Source organism: Scytonema sp. PRP1 (assembly GCF_036697665.2).
Classification (GTDB): Bacteria; Cyanobacteriota; Cyanobacteriia; order Cyanobacteriales; family Nostocaceae; genus Kalymmatonema; species Kalymmatonema gypsitolerans.
The window spans coordinates 1-14,843 of the sequence record NZ_JBAHYJ020000119.1 but is presented as its reverse complement, the minus strand read 5'-3'; the positions used below and the strand labels follow the sequence as shown (position 1 = coordinate 14,843).

15 protein-coding genes and 1 pseudogene are annotated in these 14,843 nt (G+C 46.5%); 9 read left to right on the top strand and 7 right to left on the bottom strand.

The window, feature by feature from the left end:
• Nucleotides 1-1,329, top strand: a pseudogene (locus tag V5G28_RS31835) (hypothetical protein); the annotation flags it as partial.
• A gap of 951 nt (nt 1,330-2,280) precedes the next feature.
• Here the strand turns inward: V5G28_RS31835 and V5G28_RS31830 are convergent.
• From V5G28_RS31830 to V5G28_RS31810, 5 genes are all read right to left on the bottom strand, one after another.
• Nucleotides 2,281-3,195 (bottom strand): tyrosine-type recombinase/integrase, encoded by a 915-nt coding sequence (locus V5G28_RS31830; protein ID WP_336231509.1) that lies wholly within the window; start codon nt 3,193-3,195, stop codon nt 2,281-2,283.
• A 189-nt stretch (nt 3,196-3,384) separates the two neighbouring features.
• Nucleotides 3,385-3,579, bottom strand: coding sequence for a hypothetical protein (locus V5G28_RS31825; protein ID WP_336231508.1), 195 nt, complete (start codon nt 3,577-3,579; stop codon nt 3,385-3,387).
• A 366-nt stretch (nt 3,580-3,945) separates the two neighbouring features.
• Nucleotides 3,946-6,573 (bottom strand): DUF3854 domain-containing protein, encoded by a 2,628-nt coding sequence (locus tag V5G28_RS31820; protein WP_336231507.1) that lies wholly within the window; start codon nt 6,571-6,573, stop codon nt 3,946-3,948.
• A gap of 449 nt (nt 6,574-7,022) precedes the next feature.
• Complete coding sequence (locus V5G28_RS31815) at nt 7,023-7,214, bottom strand: hypothetical protein (RefSeq protein ID WP_336231506.1); 192 nt, start codon at nt 7,212-7,214, stop codon at nt 7,023-7,025.
• The gene (locus tag V5G28_RS31810; RefSeq protein WP_336231505.1) at nt 7,211-7,402 is read right to left on the bottom strand and encodes a ribbon-helix-helix domain-containing protein; all 192 of its coding nucleotides are present in this window, start codon (nt 7,400-7,402) and stop codon (nt 7,211-7,213) included. The genes V5G28_RS31815 and V5G28_RS31810 overlap by 4 nt, the downstream gene beginning before the upstream one ends.
• A gap of 218 nt (nt 7,403-7,620) precedes the next feature.
• On the opposite strand from V5G28_RS31810, the gene V5G28_RS31805 reads away from it, so the two are divergent.
• The 6 genes from V5G28_RS31805 (at nt 7,621) to V5G28_RS31780 (ending at nt 10,233) form a co-directional block, all read left to right on the top strand.
• Entirely contained in the window at nt 7,621-7,989 is a 369-nt protein-coding gene (locus V5G28_RS31805) for a hypothetical protein (protein WP_336231504.1), read from the top strand.
• Nucleotides 7,990-8,069: 80 nt separating this feature from the next.
• On the top strand, nt 8,070-8,294 hold the full coding sequence (locus V5G28_RS31800) for a hypothetical protein (RefSeq protein WP_336231503.1): 225 nt from the start codon (nt 8,070-8,072) through the stop codon (nt 8,292-8,294).
• Entirely contained in the window at nt 8,278-8,427 is a 150-nt protein-coding gene (locus V5G28_RS31795; RefSeq protein ID WP_336231502.1) for a hypothetical protein, read from the top strand. The genes V5G28_RS31800 and V5G28_RS31795 overlap by 17 nt, the downstream gene beginning before the upstream one ends.
• 33 nt (nt 8,428-8,460) lie before the next feature.
• A complete protein-coding gene (locus V5G28_RS31790; RefSeq protein WP_336231501.1) occupies nt 8,461-8,619 on the top strand; it encodes a hypothetical protein in 159 nt (52 codons plus the stop codon).
• Nucleotides 8,609-8,980, top strand: a complete 372-nt coding sequence (locus tag V5G28_RS31785) for a hypothetical protein (RefSeq protein WP_336231500.1) — start codon at nt 8,609-8,611, stop codon at nt 8,978-8,980. The genes V5G28_RS31790 and V5G28_RS31785 overlap by 11 nt, the downstream gene beginning before the upstream one ends.
• The gene (locus V5G28_RS31780; RefSeq protein WP_336231499.1) at nt 8,977-10,233 is read left to right on the top strand and encodes a type IV secretory system conjugative DNA transfer family protein; all 1,257 of its coding nucleotides are present in this window, start codon (nt 8,977-8,979) and stop codon (nt 10,231-10,233) included. Before V5G28_RS31785 ends, V5G28_RS31780 begins: the two co-directional genes overlap by 4 nt.
• A gap of 208 nt (nt 10,234-10,441) precedes the next feature.
• Here the strand turns inward: V5G28_RS31780 and V5G28_RS31775 are convergent, their stop codons facing one another.
• Both V5G28_RS31775 and V5G28_RS31770 read right to left on the bottom strand, forming a co-directional pair.
• Nucleotides 10,442-10,609, bottom strand: coding sequence for a hypothetical protein (locus V5G28_RS31775; RefSeq protein WP_336231498.1), 168 nt, complete (start codon nt 10,607-10,609; stop codon nt 10,442-10,444).
• A gap of 29 nt (nt 10,610-10,638) precedes the next feature.
• Nucleotides 10,639-10,896 (bottom strand): hypothetical protein, encoded by a 258-nt coding sequence (locus V5G28_RS31770; RefSeq protein WP_336231497.1) that lies wholly within the window; start codon nt 10,894-10,896, stop codon nt 10,639-10,641.
• A 268-nt stretch (nt 10,897-11,164) separates the two neighbouring features.
• On the opposite strand from V5G28_RS31770, the gene V5G28_RS31765 reads away from it, so the two are divergent.
• Both V5G28_RS31765 and V5G28_RS31760 read left to right on the top strand, forming a co-directional pair.
• Nucleotides 11,165-11,590, top strand: a complete 426-nt coding sequence (locus tag V5G28_RS31765; protein ID WP_336231496.1) for a hypothetical protein — start codon at nt 11,165-11,167, stop codon at nt 11,588-11,590.
• Nucleotides 11,591-11,606: 16 nt separating this feature from the next.
• The coding region (locus tag V5G28_RS31760) for an NB-ARC domain-containing protein (protein WP_336231495.1) at nt 11,607-14,843 on the top strand (3,237 nt) is incomplete at its 3' end.

Genomic DNA, 14,843 nt, shown 5'->3' with positions numbered 1-14,843 from the left:
GCAGCAGCGCGGGAGATTCAGGATGAGAGTTATCGCGCCCATGCCCTGAAAGCTTTAGCTGACAAACTGCCTACTGAGTTGATGCCAGAAGCGTTGGCAGCAGCGCGGACGATTCAGAATGAGAGGAATCGCGCCCATGCCCTGAAAGCTTTAGCTGACAAACTGCCTACTGAGTTGATACCAGAAGGTTTGGCAGCAGCGCGGACGATTCAAGATGAGTGGAGTCGCGCCCATGCCCTGAAAGCTTTAGCTGACAAACTGCCTACTGAGTTGATGCCAGAAGCGTTGGCAGCAGCGCGGGCGATTCAAGATGAATGGAGTCGCGCCAATGCCCTAGGAGCTTTAGCTGGCAAACTGCCATCGGTGTTGCCAGAAGCGTTGGCAGCAGCGCGGGCGATTCAAGATGAATGGAGTCGCGTCAATGCCCTGGGAGCTTTAGTAGCTGACAAACTACTTCCTGAGTTGATGCCAGAAGCGTTGGCAGCAGCGCAGGCGATTCAAGATGAATGGAATCGCGCCCATGCCCTGAGAGCTTTAGCTGGCAAACTGCCATCGGTGTTGCCAGAAGCGTTGGCAGCAGCGCAGGCGATGCAAGATGAATGGAGTCGCGCTGATGCCCTGGGAGCTTTAGCTGACAAACTACTTCCTGAGTTGATACCAGGAGCGTTGAGAGTAGCACAAGCGATTCAGGATGAGAATTATCGCGCCAATGCCCTGAGAGCTTTAGCCGACAAACTGCCTACTGAGCTAATACCAGAAGCGTTGGCAGCAGCGCGAGCAATTCAGGATGAGGGTTATCGTGCCAATGCCCTGAGAGCTTTAGCTGACAAACTGCCTACTGAGTTGATGCCAGAAGCGTTGGCAGCAGCGCAGGCGATGCAAGATGAATGGAGTCGCGCTGATGCCCTGGGAGCTTTAGCTGACAAACTGCCTACTGAGTTGATGCCAGAAGCGTTGGCAGCAGCGCGGACGATTCAGAATGAGAGGAATCGCGCCAATGCCCTGGGAGCTTTAGCTGACAAACTGCCTACTGAGTTGATGCCAGAAGCGTTGGCAGCAGCGCGGGCGATTCAGAATGAGAGTTATCGCGCCCATGCCCTGAAAGCCTTGGTTCCCGCTTCTTCCGAGATGCCATCTGCTCAACTTTTTGACTTTTGGCGAGATACACTGCATGAGTTGTCCCTTTGCACTCGTAGGAACTTGCTCCAAGGCATAGAAGTACTAGTTCCAATTATTTTTGTGTTAGGTGGTCAGGCAGCCGTGATTGAAATTGTTGGAGCTATCCGTGATGTCACTCGATGGTGGCGCTGTTATTCAGGAAGTGTGTAGGCAGTGGCGGTAAATTGAAATTGTACGCTTGTACAAAGCGCAGTGTCAGAGACAATTGGCTTGCTAAAATGACCAAATCCCGCCAAAACGGCGTAAATAGAAGGTTCGTGCAACCAGGGGCAACCTTGTAAAATTCTGTAAAAATGACCCATTTTTTAGGCTAAATTGATAAGAAATACAAATAATAACTTTGCCTAGTTCGTCTCATTTTAGGCAATGTTTTTCAGTTTCGAGACGGAGCGATAATCCTTTGAAATCCAAACTTCCAGGTACTCCAAGCTCCGTTTTAGGCAAAGTTCTTTTACTGTCTATGAGCTAGAAAAACCATTTGTGCAACTTATCTTTTAATGAGCGAGGTTAAATCTCGTATCAATCTCTGTAACTGTTGCTGTATAAGGGGTTCAGCCGGGATACCTGTAAAATGGGACACGTTGTAAAGTTTTATAACGCAGATAAAGCATAACCCTTGATATACGGTTGTTTTAATACCAAACTTTACTTGACTCCTCCAGTTGAAACATTCTCAAAAATGATTGTTTATGGGCAAGCTTGAGGCACTGAAAGGGGTGAAGAGTTGGTTTTACCGTGCAAAATTTTGATTGTCTTAATATCATTTATGGGCAAGTTGGTAAATCAATAAAACACGCTCTGCAACAAAAATTTACAACGTGTCCTGTTTTGCGCGTATCCTGGCTGAACCCCTATATGTAGCGAACTGCAAACATAAATCGTCAAAACTGCAAACAAGGCATTTTTGAGACCCCTCTTATTTGCAAATAATGTGGTTTCAATTTTAGCTTGTTTGCAGTTTTGAGCGTTTATGTTTGCAGTTCGCTACACCTATAAGGTTTTTAGCTACAGGTTGCCCCTGATTGCACGAACCTTCTATTTACGCCAAAACCCGAATCTCGCCAAATCTGACCAGTCGGGCGCGACTTTTGACGTGATTCTTCACAATGTAGGAATATAAAGGCTACTGCTGTTGTCAGGACGGTGTTGTAGATAGCGGCTGGTGGTGGCGACATTGGCATGACCTAGGGTCTGTTGCACCAAACCAATATCAGCACCCGCTTCTAAGGCATGGGTTGCATGAGCATGGCGTAGCCAGTGGGGGGAAACTTTTTTATTAATTCCAGCACGTTTGGCTGCTGCTTCGACAATTCGGTTGATTTGACTGCGGTCTAAGTGTCCGCCACCTTTGCGGCTGGCAAACACAGGGGAATTATCGCTCGCATCACCGCGAAATTGAGTGAGTTCGCTCCACAGTTCCGTCGGGATGATCACCGAGCGGGTTCTCTGCCCTTTGCCGACAACAGTCAATTGCCCGTGGTCACGGCGTGGTATCATATTATTCCAACATAGCCCGGTTAACTCGCTCACCCTTAACCCACTGGTGTAAAGAAGTTTGAGAATGAGTAAATCACGCTGTTTTTCTGTTTTATAACGGTATTGTGCTTGTTCAGTCGCCCAGACCATTTTTTGGACATCGCGCTGAATCAACAGCCGTTGGTTGAGTGTATCGGCACACTTATCTAGTTTCATAGCAGCACCCACATTCAAAGGAATGTATCCGATTTTATGAGCAAAGCTGATAAGTGACCTGATAACTGAGAGGGTGTTTTTTTGACTACTCGGTGCTAAATCCCCCAACGTTTCGGCAAAGGCGTACAAATCTTCTAGAGTCACTTGTTGCAATGGTTTCCCCAAAAACGCCAAAAACTGAGTAATATGAAGACGGTAAGCAGTCACCGTGTGTTGAGACTTGCCATGCAGCCACATTTCAATCAGTCGTTGCTGGGCATCGGCTGGGGACATGGTAGCAAGTTGTTGTCGTTGATGGGTTTTTACGAGTGCTATCGGGCTCATGAAGTCAGGTGAATGCAACTTTTTATGGTTTTTGTTGTATTCACACTGTAATCCCTATATAAAGGTTAAAAGCGAAATGGTCGTTTCTTTGACCACCAGTCGTTGCGTGGAAGACCTCGTCACGCTCGCTGGTTTCTCCCCGTGTACGTTTTGGTTAGTCGGGGCTTAAGTCCCGACTGGCATATATACTTATTCAACTATGGGACGCAAAACATACCACTTGCCGCCTGTTTTTAGACCAATTAATCTTCCTTGCAAAATGCGTCTACGTACAGTTTGAACGTGTACGTGCGTTGCGTTGGCATACTCAGCGATAGGAATGAGTTTGTCAAGCCTTGATGCTGCAAACCAATAATTAGCTAAATAAGGATAACTAACAGTCATTTAAGTCTTGAACTCTGTACAGCAAGCCTGATACTTCACCCACAAACCTGACCATGACTTTTGGGTGCCCAGGTCTTGATGCTAACACTACTTAGCAAGCAAACTTGTATTTTTTTTAACTTTAATAATGAACATCATACGGATATCATCAGGCGGGGAGCTTGCTGTGTATACATTTTGGTTAGTCGGGGGTTAAGGCACGACTGCATATATACTTAGTGACTCCTAAGTTGCAGCAAAAATTCGTCAAAAGTTGTTACCGGATACTTTAGAAGTGTCCAGTCAATTTTTGTCATTTTTTGCATTACATCCTCAGTTGGGACTTAAGCCCCAACTAACGATTGCTTTCAATCATTTGAGGTCAAACTATCTCAACCAGTCAGTGCGACCAATCGACTCAGTTCGGCTTTTCCCCCATGCCCAATATCTGATACTGGCTTTGATTAAAATGCCCTTCTCTTGCTCAACAGCTTCTACTTTGCCTTTCATCCACCGCTTTTCCCCCTGGTGCCAGAACTCTACGGTATCCCCCACCTCACAAGGTAGTGGGGTGGTGATGGTTGGTGATGGTTGAGGTGATGGTTGAGGTGACGGGTCGGGTGACGGTTGAGGTGACGGGTTGAAACCTTTACCTGGTAAGTCGGTGACGGCTGGTGACGGATGAACCTCTACTTCTTCTTTTTCTATAAATGTGTTTTCTTGTGATGTATTCTCTGGTAATGTGTTTTCTTCAAAAAAAACTTTTTGATTTTCCTTAGAAATAGGGTTTAACCCGTCACCACCCGTCACTTCCTTGCCCTGACTGGATTGTGACCCGTCACCCGACCCGTCACCCGACCCGTCACCACCCGTCACCTTTTGCATCAGCACGTAGTCATAAGTGGGGATGTGGTCATCTAGTCTGTTGACTCGTAGTCTTAACCCGCGCATGAATTTACCTGTTTTCGTGACTTTGCGTTCAACAGTCCAACCCAGAACGGACTTACACAACTCCAGTAAGTCAGGTGAAAAGTTTTTGTTAGATTTTGCTTGGTCGCCAGTCTCCCGGCAATGCTTGTTATACGAGCCAAACAAAGTAGAAATTGGTGAACCGTCTAATCCTTCATTACGGTCAGCACCAATCGGCGTTTCTGCCATTGGGTCATAAATGATGTGGTTATTGATCCAAGCCGCGATAGAATCTACCCGTATCCGGTTTTCCCAGAATTCCAAAGTACATTCCGGTATTTCAGCCAGTCCAGACAGTACTTTAGTAACGTGGTCATCTGGAATGCTCAACACGTAATTAGTGAACGCTGCTAACTCTGGTTGAAACTCAGCGTTAAGGTCACGGCGTTGCCCAATTGGTACAGCTGCATTACACGGTACGGGGATAATCCGTCGGCTGATCCTTGAGGCTGAATCGCCAGTGAAGATAGGAAGGTTAGAAAGCACCAACGTCATACCGTCGTAGCGATAGTGAAATGGTTTTTTATTTTTCTCTTCTGCCCGTATCCAGTCACCGCCCGTGAGCGAGAGGAACTTACCCAGCTTGCCTGTTTGCTTGTCCTCGTCCCAGAAAACCACCAAGCGTTTACGGTAGGCATTCGCTGTCTCGAATCGGCTGTTACACCACTCGTCTAGGGTTGTTGAGTAAATATTTTCTTCACCAATCAAATCTGTGACTAATCGAGCGAACGTCCCTTTACCAGTTCCGCCCAAACCGATGAGATGCAGGAATTTGTGCAGGTCAGCCCGCCCCTTGAGAACCGCGTTGCAATAACACAGTAATAAATCTTTTATTGCGGTATTACCTTGAGACAAGTGGTCGAGATACGCATCAATACCACTCCAGTCCGTTGCTTTCTCGTCGTGGTCGCGTGGTAGCCGCCAAGTTAAACGGTAACTCGGGGAATGGGGAAGCCATTTGCCTGTTGCAATCTCTAAAATCCCGTTGCGGAATGGTAAAAATTCTTTGGGGGAAATTTCATTCCAGTTACGCGAAATCAATTGGCTTCTCAAAAGTTTAACGATATTGCTGATGTAACTGTACCCAAACCCGTCAATCCCTTTACCTAAAAGAATTTGGTAGATAATTGACTCCATGAATTCATCTGTCTCAACTGACCACACACCAGGGTAGTCCGCTTCATAGCGCATCCATTGCCCAATCTCGTTATTGAACGCCAGCTTATTGACATACTCTTGCGCAATCTCTCGCGATATCTTGCTTGGCGATGGAATCTTTTCTGACTCTTCACCCGGCTTTTTAAATTGCTTTTCCCACTGCTGAATCGTTTCGGCGGTTGCTATGACTTCTTTAAAAGCGTCACCGCCATTAGCAGCAATAAAATCGTCCATTCCTTTCCACTCCTGCGACCATGATGCAATCAAAACTATACATCCATTAGCCGCTAGGCAGTTGGCGAAGGCGATTATCGCTTTTCGGCACGACGGTTTATTGAGATAATCGCTGTCAAAGGCAATGACGTGCGTGGTTCCTGGTTGCGCCCATTCTTCAACAAATGGTGCTAGCTTGCCGTCTTTGCCCCAATTCCATACACCAGTGATAGCAAGAGTTGCTAATCCAAGACTCAATCCCGCTCCGGCTTTTTTGGCTCCCTCAGTCCATACCCGCGTTATGCTCTTATCGGCATGAACTTTAACCCAATATTCTTGATCCCCCATTGCTAGAAAGATAGCGTCTGGTTCCATTCCTGACGCTGTTAAGTACTTCGCTGTCTTAGTTGATTCTGGGTTGAGTTTATGCGGTTTGTCAGGCTTGGATTGCCCGTAGTGCGTACCCATTGGTTGCCCGTTGCGCCAATTCACCCCGCGACAGTGCCAACCTCCAGTTTTGATTGGGTACTTAGGCTTAACTCTTTCGTTTAACTGCTCTTTGGAGAGCGATTCTATATTTAATGATGCGATTTCTGCGCTAACAGAACTGCCCTCAGTCCATTCTTGAAGATGGTTTTGGTCTTGGGAAGTGATAATATCTGAGTGTTCGTTCATCTATTTTTCTGAAGAAATTACGAAGCGCTTGTCTGGTCACACCCCCAGGCAAGCGAATTTGTTGTTTGCAAATGTGATAAGGAATCATTGGAACCTTTGATTTGTTTTTGAAGTTCAATTGTGGTTTTTGAGGTACAAGACCTCGGCAAAAATGCCAAAATAAAAGTATCCTCCTCCGTTGGTGTAAACGGAAAAGAGGCACCGTCACCGCTTGGTGTGTAAAAGCGATGTTACGGAAGTCGTCTTGGGTAGGTGGTGTCAAGCACCAAACCAAGGCGCATTAATTTTCTGTTACTATTGAAACATCAACCAGCACCGAATATCCAGTTGAATCTAAGTTTTACTGGTTAAAATCTTCGCTTCAATACTCTCCCTCGCCCCGAAAGTTACCAGACTGGCGTCGCAGGTATTCCCAGATGCGGTCAATTTGCTCTCTCCACTCAGCGCGGTCAGCATTCAGTTCTGCTGTCAAGCGCGATGGAATTCTGCTGGTGAATTGTCGCGACTTGCAGCAAAGCGGATGCTGTTGTCCTAAGCTCGGTGACTGATGTCCTCAAGTCTGCATTCACGGCAACTTGCCTGTCTAATGCCGCTTCAATTCGTTCTAAGCGATTTTCCGGTTGTTCTGCTGAGTTTGTCATGCCGCCCCCTTATCTTTTTTAGTTTTATGCGTGGAGGGTTCGTTTTCTTGGGTTGTAGTTCTAGCTTTAACCGCTTCCATTATCAGGATTGCTCCCATCTGACTCAATGAGCGCATCTCCTCTTGAGCCATTTTCTCTACAGCTTCTCCTATGTCATCTGGGAGAACAACCGATATCCGTTTACTCATAATCTCATTCTGTGAATAGCTCATAGCTTACTACTTTCTCCCATTAGTTTATTTCTTGACGACCCGTAGCATCTTGCTACTTTATAGCACTTGACGCAGTATGCACAGATTGCTATCGTACCATCATAAGCTAAAAACGTCCGAACCCTCACCACACGGAGACTTCAGCCAGTCACCGCGTCAGGTTTTGGCGTCCATACTCACCCCACACAGCAAACATGGAGTTTCAAGAAGTAGAAAAACCTAACAGTACATCAACTGCAAGCAATGGCAGTACCAACGCTAAAGCACTGCAAGAGAAGCCCAAAAAACCGCGTAAACTCATTGGAATTCCCACAACTACCGCGCTTTCATCAATGTCAAGTGTGCAATACAGCGCACACGTCGCCAAAGACCCTGTGGCGTGGGATGCAATTGAGAACTATCAAGTTTTCTCACCCGCTGCTGATGGTTCTCGGTTGATGATTAAAGTTTCAAAATCCAAATCAGTGGATTTGAAAACCCGTAAGTCAGCACCAACCGGATACGGGCAAGCATACCCAGTTGAACTATCAGTTAACCCAACGACCAACAGACCTGATTTTTAAAGGCGATTGCCCTCCGCCAAGATAAGCGATCGCCTACTGAATGTGTCTCTTTACCGCAAAATAAAGGACGTTTTTATTTTATGACAAAAGAATTCGTCAACAAAACATACGTCAGCAAGTACCTTGAACAGGCGCAGTCCACCGACAACGAAGAAAAGAAGAAAGATGCCCTTTATCGCGTCGGAACTCATCTAGAGGTCATCCCTTGTACCGGAAACACTGACTTATCCCTCCTTGAGCAGCAACGAGTTATTCAAGCGGCAACAGAAGCACTGGGAGTAAGAACGCATGGAAGCCGAAATTAAAGATGCAATTGGGCTAGCTTCAGCACAGCTTACCCCAGAACCGCCCCCACCAGAGCCACCTCTAACAATCGAAACCGTGCCAAACACGATTGACAACGTAGGCATACTCTTAGCACTTTCTGACCCAGAGTAAACAATTATCCCCCGACACCGGGGGATTCAGTTTATGAAAGACGATAACAGCATTACTTGGCTACTCATTGCCCTAGCAGCTGTGGGGTTTACCCTGTGGCATCAATCAGTTATCCAAGAGTTACAGACAAAGTTGACTAATTGCCAAACCCAGTTTGAATCATTCAAGGATGGGGTTATATATGGACGGTAAAGACCAGCAACAGATAACTGTGGATATTGCCCCCACCTCCTCACATAAGCGTCTTATCTCCCCAAATCAAGAGCCGCAACCCCGTTTAGAGCAATTCAGGAGAGGTTGGGAAAACGCGCTCGCACTTCCTGATAACCTCACCGACCTGCTGTTTGATATCACTGCAAGTATAGCGGTACCCGCGCTCATTGCTAGCTGTTGGTCGTCACTACCAATACCTTATTTCATTCGCATTGGGGGAGTCGTTGCTCTAGCAGTTGCGGGTTTATTCCTTTGGCAGTTGCTAGAGTTGCCAGCGGTGAGGGGAATACTCATCTTCCGGCTTGCGCTCTTTACATTGGGGGTGATTTTGGGGTTATGACCGACTTGCACCCCTCCCAACTCCACCAGTACCTACAGATGCATACCCGTGCCAAAATCACCTCATGGGCGTGCTTAATTGCTAGCATTCTTTTATTATCTGTTGCCGTTGACAACCGCAAGCAACGCCCTTGGATACTTGGCTCATCTTGCGCGGTTCTCGCTGTGGGGTCAAGCCAACGCCGGACATTTAAACAACTGCAAGAGCGCTTGGGAGACATCGAACAAGAATCAAAACTGAGTTTTTTGAGTTGGATCAGAAGCAATATGCAGCCGTCCTCGACACTGGCAATAACAGTTCCCGCCCTGAGCGCTGATTGGACACCAGACAATCTCATCACTGACCCAGTCGAGTACATCCAAAAAAAACAAAAGCACGTTGCACTCATTGGGGGAACTGGCGACGGGAAATCCACATTCACCCAGTTTCTCTCATCCAAAATTGGTGGACGTGTCGTCATCTACGATAGCGACGCTAAACCGGAGGATTGGGCGTGGCTCGACCAAAATGACGTAATAGGACGTAAAGGGAATTTCAAAGCCATTGACGCGGCAATGGGGAAGGATTTAGACAACTTAGAAGAACTGGTACAACTACGCGGTGAGTCGGGCGATAAAGTTCTTGCAGGTCGAGAGCGCTTTCTCATTGCTGAAGAGTTCCCAGTCCTGGTGGACGAATGCGACAACGCGGTGACTTGGCTAAAAAAACACGCTAAACGGGGTAGGCGATACAAGCAATTTATTCTGGCGATCGCCCAAAATGACACGGCTGAGAATTTCGGGTTACAAGGGGACAAGGACACACTGTACAGCTGCTTCTGCCTGGTGAGACTAGGTCAATTCGCTGCCTTACACGCCAGAACAAAGTTAAAGGACTCTAGGCTTGAGCAATGGCTCAAAGCTGGCGGGAAAAAGCGGTTTATGGTGGATGATTTCCCCGTTGAACTGGACTTAAGCAATTGGGGAGTTACCGCCGAAACACCACTATTGCCACCTGTAGACAGCGATGTAAACAATGTAGACAAGCAACAAACACCATCGAATGAGTATGAGCAGTACATCGTTGATTGGGGTAAGCAGCACTTGGGGGAAGTTTTAAAAGCCCGTACCCTCAAGCAGAATAGCCGATTATTTGAGGATATGTCAGCTGAAGACATCCGCATTATCTTTTCTTCACTGGCGGATCGCAAACTGGGTGAGGTGGTAGGAACTGGGGACAGACTTGGTTGGCTGTGGACAAAGCCAGAAGATTAATTGTCTACTATTGTCTACAAGAGGTCTACAACTATCAGAAGACCAATTAGTAAGTTATGCCAGCTTTACTCTTACCGGGTTAACTGGCATTTTTATTGCCTTTACTACTGCTCTATACCTCTAGTTTCTCTTGTTTACAATATGTCTACACTTGTAGACGAAAATTGCCCCCTGAATCGGGGCGCTTAGCGGCTAAAATTCCGTCACACTAAGGCTTTTGGGCATCTGTAGACGTGGAAGAGGGGGGTGGATATGCCCGCTCAATTTCCCGAATAAAGGTGTCTACAGCCTTACCAGCGGCTGATTGGCTCCCAACCCTAAGTTTTTTCAAAGTCCGTTCCCGAACTGCGGTGTAATCTGGATGTACTGCTTTCACATCTTGCCTGAGAGATTTCTCCTTATCTCTCAGGCGTTCAATTTTCCCAAGCGTTCTTCTACCAATTCTAGTTTGGCTTGTAGGCTACCCACAGCTACTGCTATCTTCTCTTCAACTAGTTTATCCATGTCTACACCTGTAGACATGGGTGGAGACGTGCCAAGAATCGAACGGAGTAATCGTGCTGCTGTTTGGTTGAGTGAATCTCCATCCTCTTCTGTTTGAAACGCTTCTAATGCTTGAATTTCAGCATCACTGAAGCGAAATGAAATCACTTTGCTACTCACTTGTATACTTTTGTAGACTTTAGTATACAAGTAACAATACCTTATTGCTCTTTCTTTTGTCTACAATATGTTTACAAATACTATACAAAAATGTGAGAGAGTTTTAATAACTAGAGACGACAGCAAACCAGATAAATTCCGAAAACGATGACCATGAGCGTGAATACTTGTAGTAGTCACTTAGTTCGTGCCTTAATTCTCTTTTAAGCCTTGAAGCTAGCATTTCGTCAGAATTTCTACAGAATCATACTTTAGAGGGTTGCAAGCAATGGATGTAGTTGTACTTACAAAGTTTTTGGCTCCTTTCCTTCCTTTTCTAATGAATGTAGGAAACAAAGTATTTGACGGTGCAGTCGCTAAAGCAGGAGAGGATGCTTGGGATAAAGCTAAAGCAGTGTGGGCTAAGCTACAACCAAAGGTGGAAACAAAACCAGCAGCGCTAGAAGCAGCGGCAGATGTTGCCAAAGCACCGGATGATGAGGATTTGCGGGTGGTATTGCGTGTGCAGTTAAAGAAACTGCTAGAGCAAGATGAATTCTTGGCTCAAGAAATTGCTCGGATTATGCAGGAAAATGCCCAAGATAATAGTGGTGACAAAGTAGTACAGAATGTTACAGGTGAGAATAACCAGACTCTTGGGAGCGTACAAGGTAGTAAGGTCGTTCGCGATGTCCAAGGCAATGTGACAATGTAAACAAGGACAGAAAACCGTGACTCTAGGAGTTTTTCGTCAGCTTGCCAAAAAGATTTGGAGAATGTTCTCCAGATTATTCCGTATTGTGTGGAAAAAATGTCGCAAACGAAGAACAATCCCTCACTTTCCAACCACCGAGAGATATTCCAGTTCCTTAGATGTTCCAACACAAGCAACTTCTGAGCCAAAGCCAACTTCTGAGCGATCGCCCAAAATAGACCAAACCTCAACAGGCAACCAGAACCAGAACATTGGGAGTATTAGTGATAACAGTATAGTCTTCGGAGATGTAGGTCGTGATGTTTACGTTGGTTACAACAAACGTCCTGCCACAGGTGCTCCGTTTCAGATGCCATCTCTACCTCAGTATTTTGTAGAACGCCCAGAGCATCATAAACAGATTAAAACATGTTTGCTCTCCTTAGAAGGTAACAGGACAGGGATATTAGTCGTTAGTGCCATTTATGGCTTGGCTGGAATTGGGAAATCCACCTTGGCAGCAGCGGTAGCGCATGACCCAGAAGTGCAAGCACAATTTCCAGATGGTGTGCTATGGGTAACTTTAGGTCAGCAACCTAATTTATTAGCACTGTTAAGTAATTGGATTCAGTCATTAAAGGATTATGACTATAAACCTCTTACTCCAGAGGATGCATCCAAGCATTTACAGACATTACTCTATGACAAAAAAGCACTGCTGGTTGTGGATGATGCTTGGAATCCAGAACACGTAGAACCATTTCGAGTGGGGGGGTCTAGTTGTCGAGTTCTGGTTACAACAAGAGAAGCAACGATACGGGGAGCAATTTCTTATGATTTAGACGTAATGACGCCAAACGAATCATTGGAGTTGTTACAAAAATCTCAGAACAATCCATTAACTGGAGCAGAAAAACAGCAGGCGCAACAACTAGCACAGACTGTGGGATATTTACCATTGGCACTGGATTTAGCAGCCGCTCAAGTGGCAGATGGGGTATCGTGGCAAGAATTGCTGGAAGACTTGAACTTAGAAATTGCTCGTTTAGAATCGCTGCAAACACCAGGAGCAGATAGTTGTACTCATGAGGAACAACGGAAACGCTACAGCCTAATTGCCTCCTTTAACCTCAGCTTGCGCTCGTTAATCCCAGAAATGTTGCAACAATTTGCTTGGTTTGGTGTCTTGCCAGAAGATGTAGTTATTACTCACACAATGGCAGCAACGCTGTGGGAGATTAGTCCTAAAGAAGCTTTGACAACACTACGCTCCTTCAAGACCAAAGCATTACTATTGGCAGGATCAACTGGGGATGACCAAAAGCAAACTTACAGACTGCACGATTTGATGCATGAAATGACAAAGCGGTTGCTCACCACAAATTCTCAGGTAGATGATTTACCAGGATTAAGTTTAACTCCACCAGCTGCTCACGCCTTATTTTTAGAAAGATATCAAGTCAAAACAAAGAATAGTCTTTGGCATACTTTGCAGGATGATGGATACATTCATGCTCATCTCACTTGGCACTTGGAGCAGGCAAAGCAAGTAAACGAGCTACATCAGCTTTTGCGAGAAGAAACTGAGTCAGGGCACAATGGTTGGTATGAGGCGTGTGCTCGCTTGGGACAAACTGGGAGTTACTTAACTGATATTTCGCGTGCATGGAAATTAGTAGAGGACTTTTGGAGTAAGGCAGCTTTGCCCCAAGTTATTGGTTTGCAGTGCCGCTATGCCCTAATTCGAGCTTCTTTAAACAGTCTTGCTGCGAAGATTTTACCAGAAAATTTGTTAGTTGCACTAGTCAAAAAAAATGTGTGGACTCCTGAACAAGGATTAGCTTATGCTTTGCAAACCCCTGATCTAAAACAGAGAGTCAATTTACTTGTAGCGCTAGTTGATGATTTACCACAAAATTTAAAAGAACAAGCACAACGAAAAGCGTTAACAGGAGTGCGGGCGATTCAAGATGAATGGAGTCGCGCTAATGCCCTGGGAGCTTTAGCTAACAAACTACTTCCTGAGTTGATACCAGGAGCGTTGAGAGTAGCACAAGCGATTCAGAATGAGAGAGATCGCGCCAATGCTCTAAGTACCTTAGCCGACAAACTGCCTACTGAGTTGATGCCAGAAGCGTTGGCAGCAGCGCGGGCGATTCAGGATGAGGGTTATCGTGCCAATACTCTAAGTGCCTTAGCCGACAAACTGCCTACTGAGTTGATGCCAGAAGCGTTGGCAGCAGCGCGGGCGATTCAGGGTAAGAGGAATCGTGCTAATGCTCTAAAAGCCTTAGCTAACAAAGAGCCATTGGTGTTGCCAGAAGCGTTGGTAGCAGTGCGGGCGATTCAGGATGAAAATTATCGCGCCAATGCTCTAAGTGCCTTAGCCGACAAACTGCCTACTGAGTTGATGCCAGAAGCGTTGGCAGCAGCGCGGACGATTCAGAATGAGAGGAATCGTGCTAATGCTCTAAAAGCCTTAGCTAACAAAGAGCCATCGGTGTTGCCAGAAGCGTTGGTAGCAGTGCGGGCGATTCAAGATGAATCGAGTCGCGCTGATGCCCTGGGAGCTTTAGCTAACAAACTACTTCCTGAGTTGATACCAGGAGCGTTGAAAGTAGCACAAGCGATTCAGGATGAAAATTATCGCGCCAATGCCCTGGGAGCTTTAGCTGACAAACTGCCTACTGAGTTGATGCCAGAAGCGTTGGCAGCAGCGCGGGCGATTCAGGATGAGGGTGCTCGTGCTAATGCTCTAAAAGCCTTAGCTAACAAAGAGCCATCGGTGTTGCCAGAAGCGTTGGCAGCAGCGCGGGCGATTCAGGATGAGGGTGCTCGTGCCAATGCCCTGAGAGCTTTAGCTGGCAAACTACCATCGGTGTTGCCAGAAGCGTTGGCAGCAGCGCGGGCAATTCAGGATGAGGGTTATCGTGCCAATGCCCTGAGAGCTTTAGCTGACAAACTACCATCGGTGTTGCCAGAAGCGTTGGCAGCAGCGCGGGCGATTCAAGATGAATGGAGTCGCGTCAATGCCCTAGGAGCTTTAGCTGGCAAACTGCCTACTGAGTTGATGCCAGAAGCGTTGGCAGCAGCGCAAGCAATTCAGGATGAGGGTGATCGTGCCCATGCCCTGAAAGCTTTAGCTGACAAACTACCATCGGTGTTGCCAGAAGCGTTGGCAGCAGTGCGGACGATTCAGAATGAGAGGGAGCGCACCGATGCCCTAAATGTCTTAGCTGACAAACTGCCTACTGAGTTGATGCCAGAAGCGTTG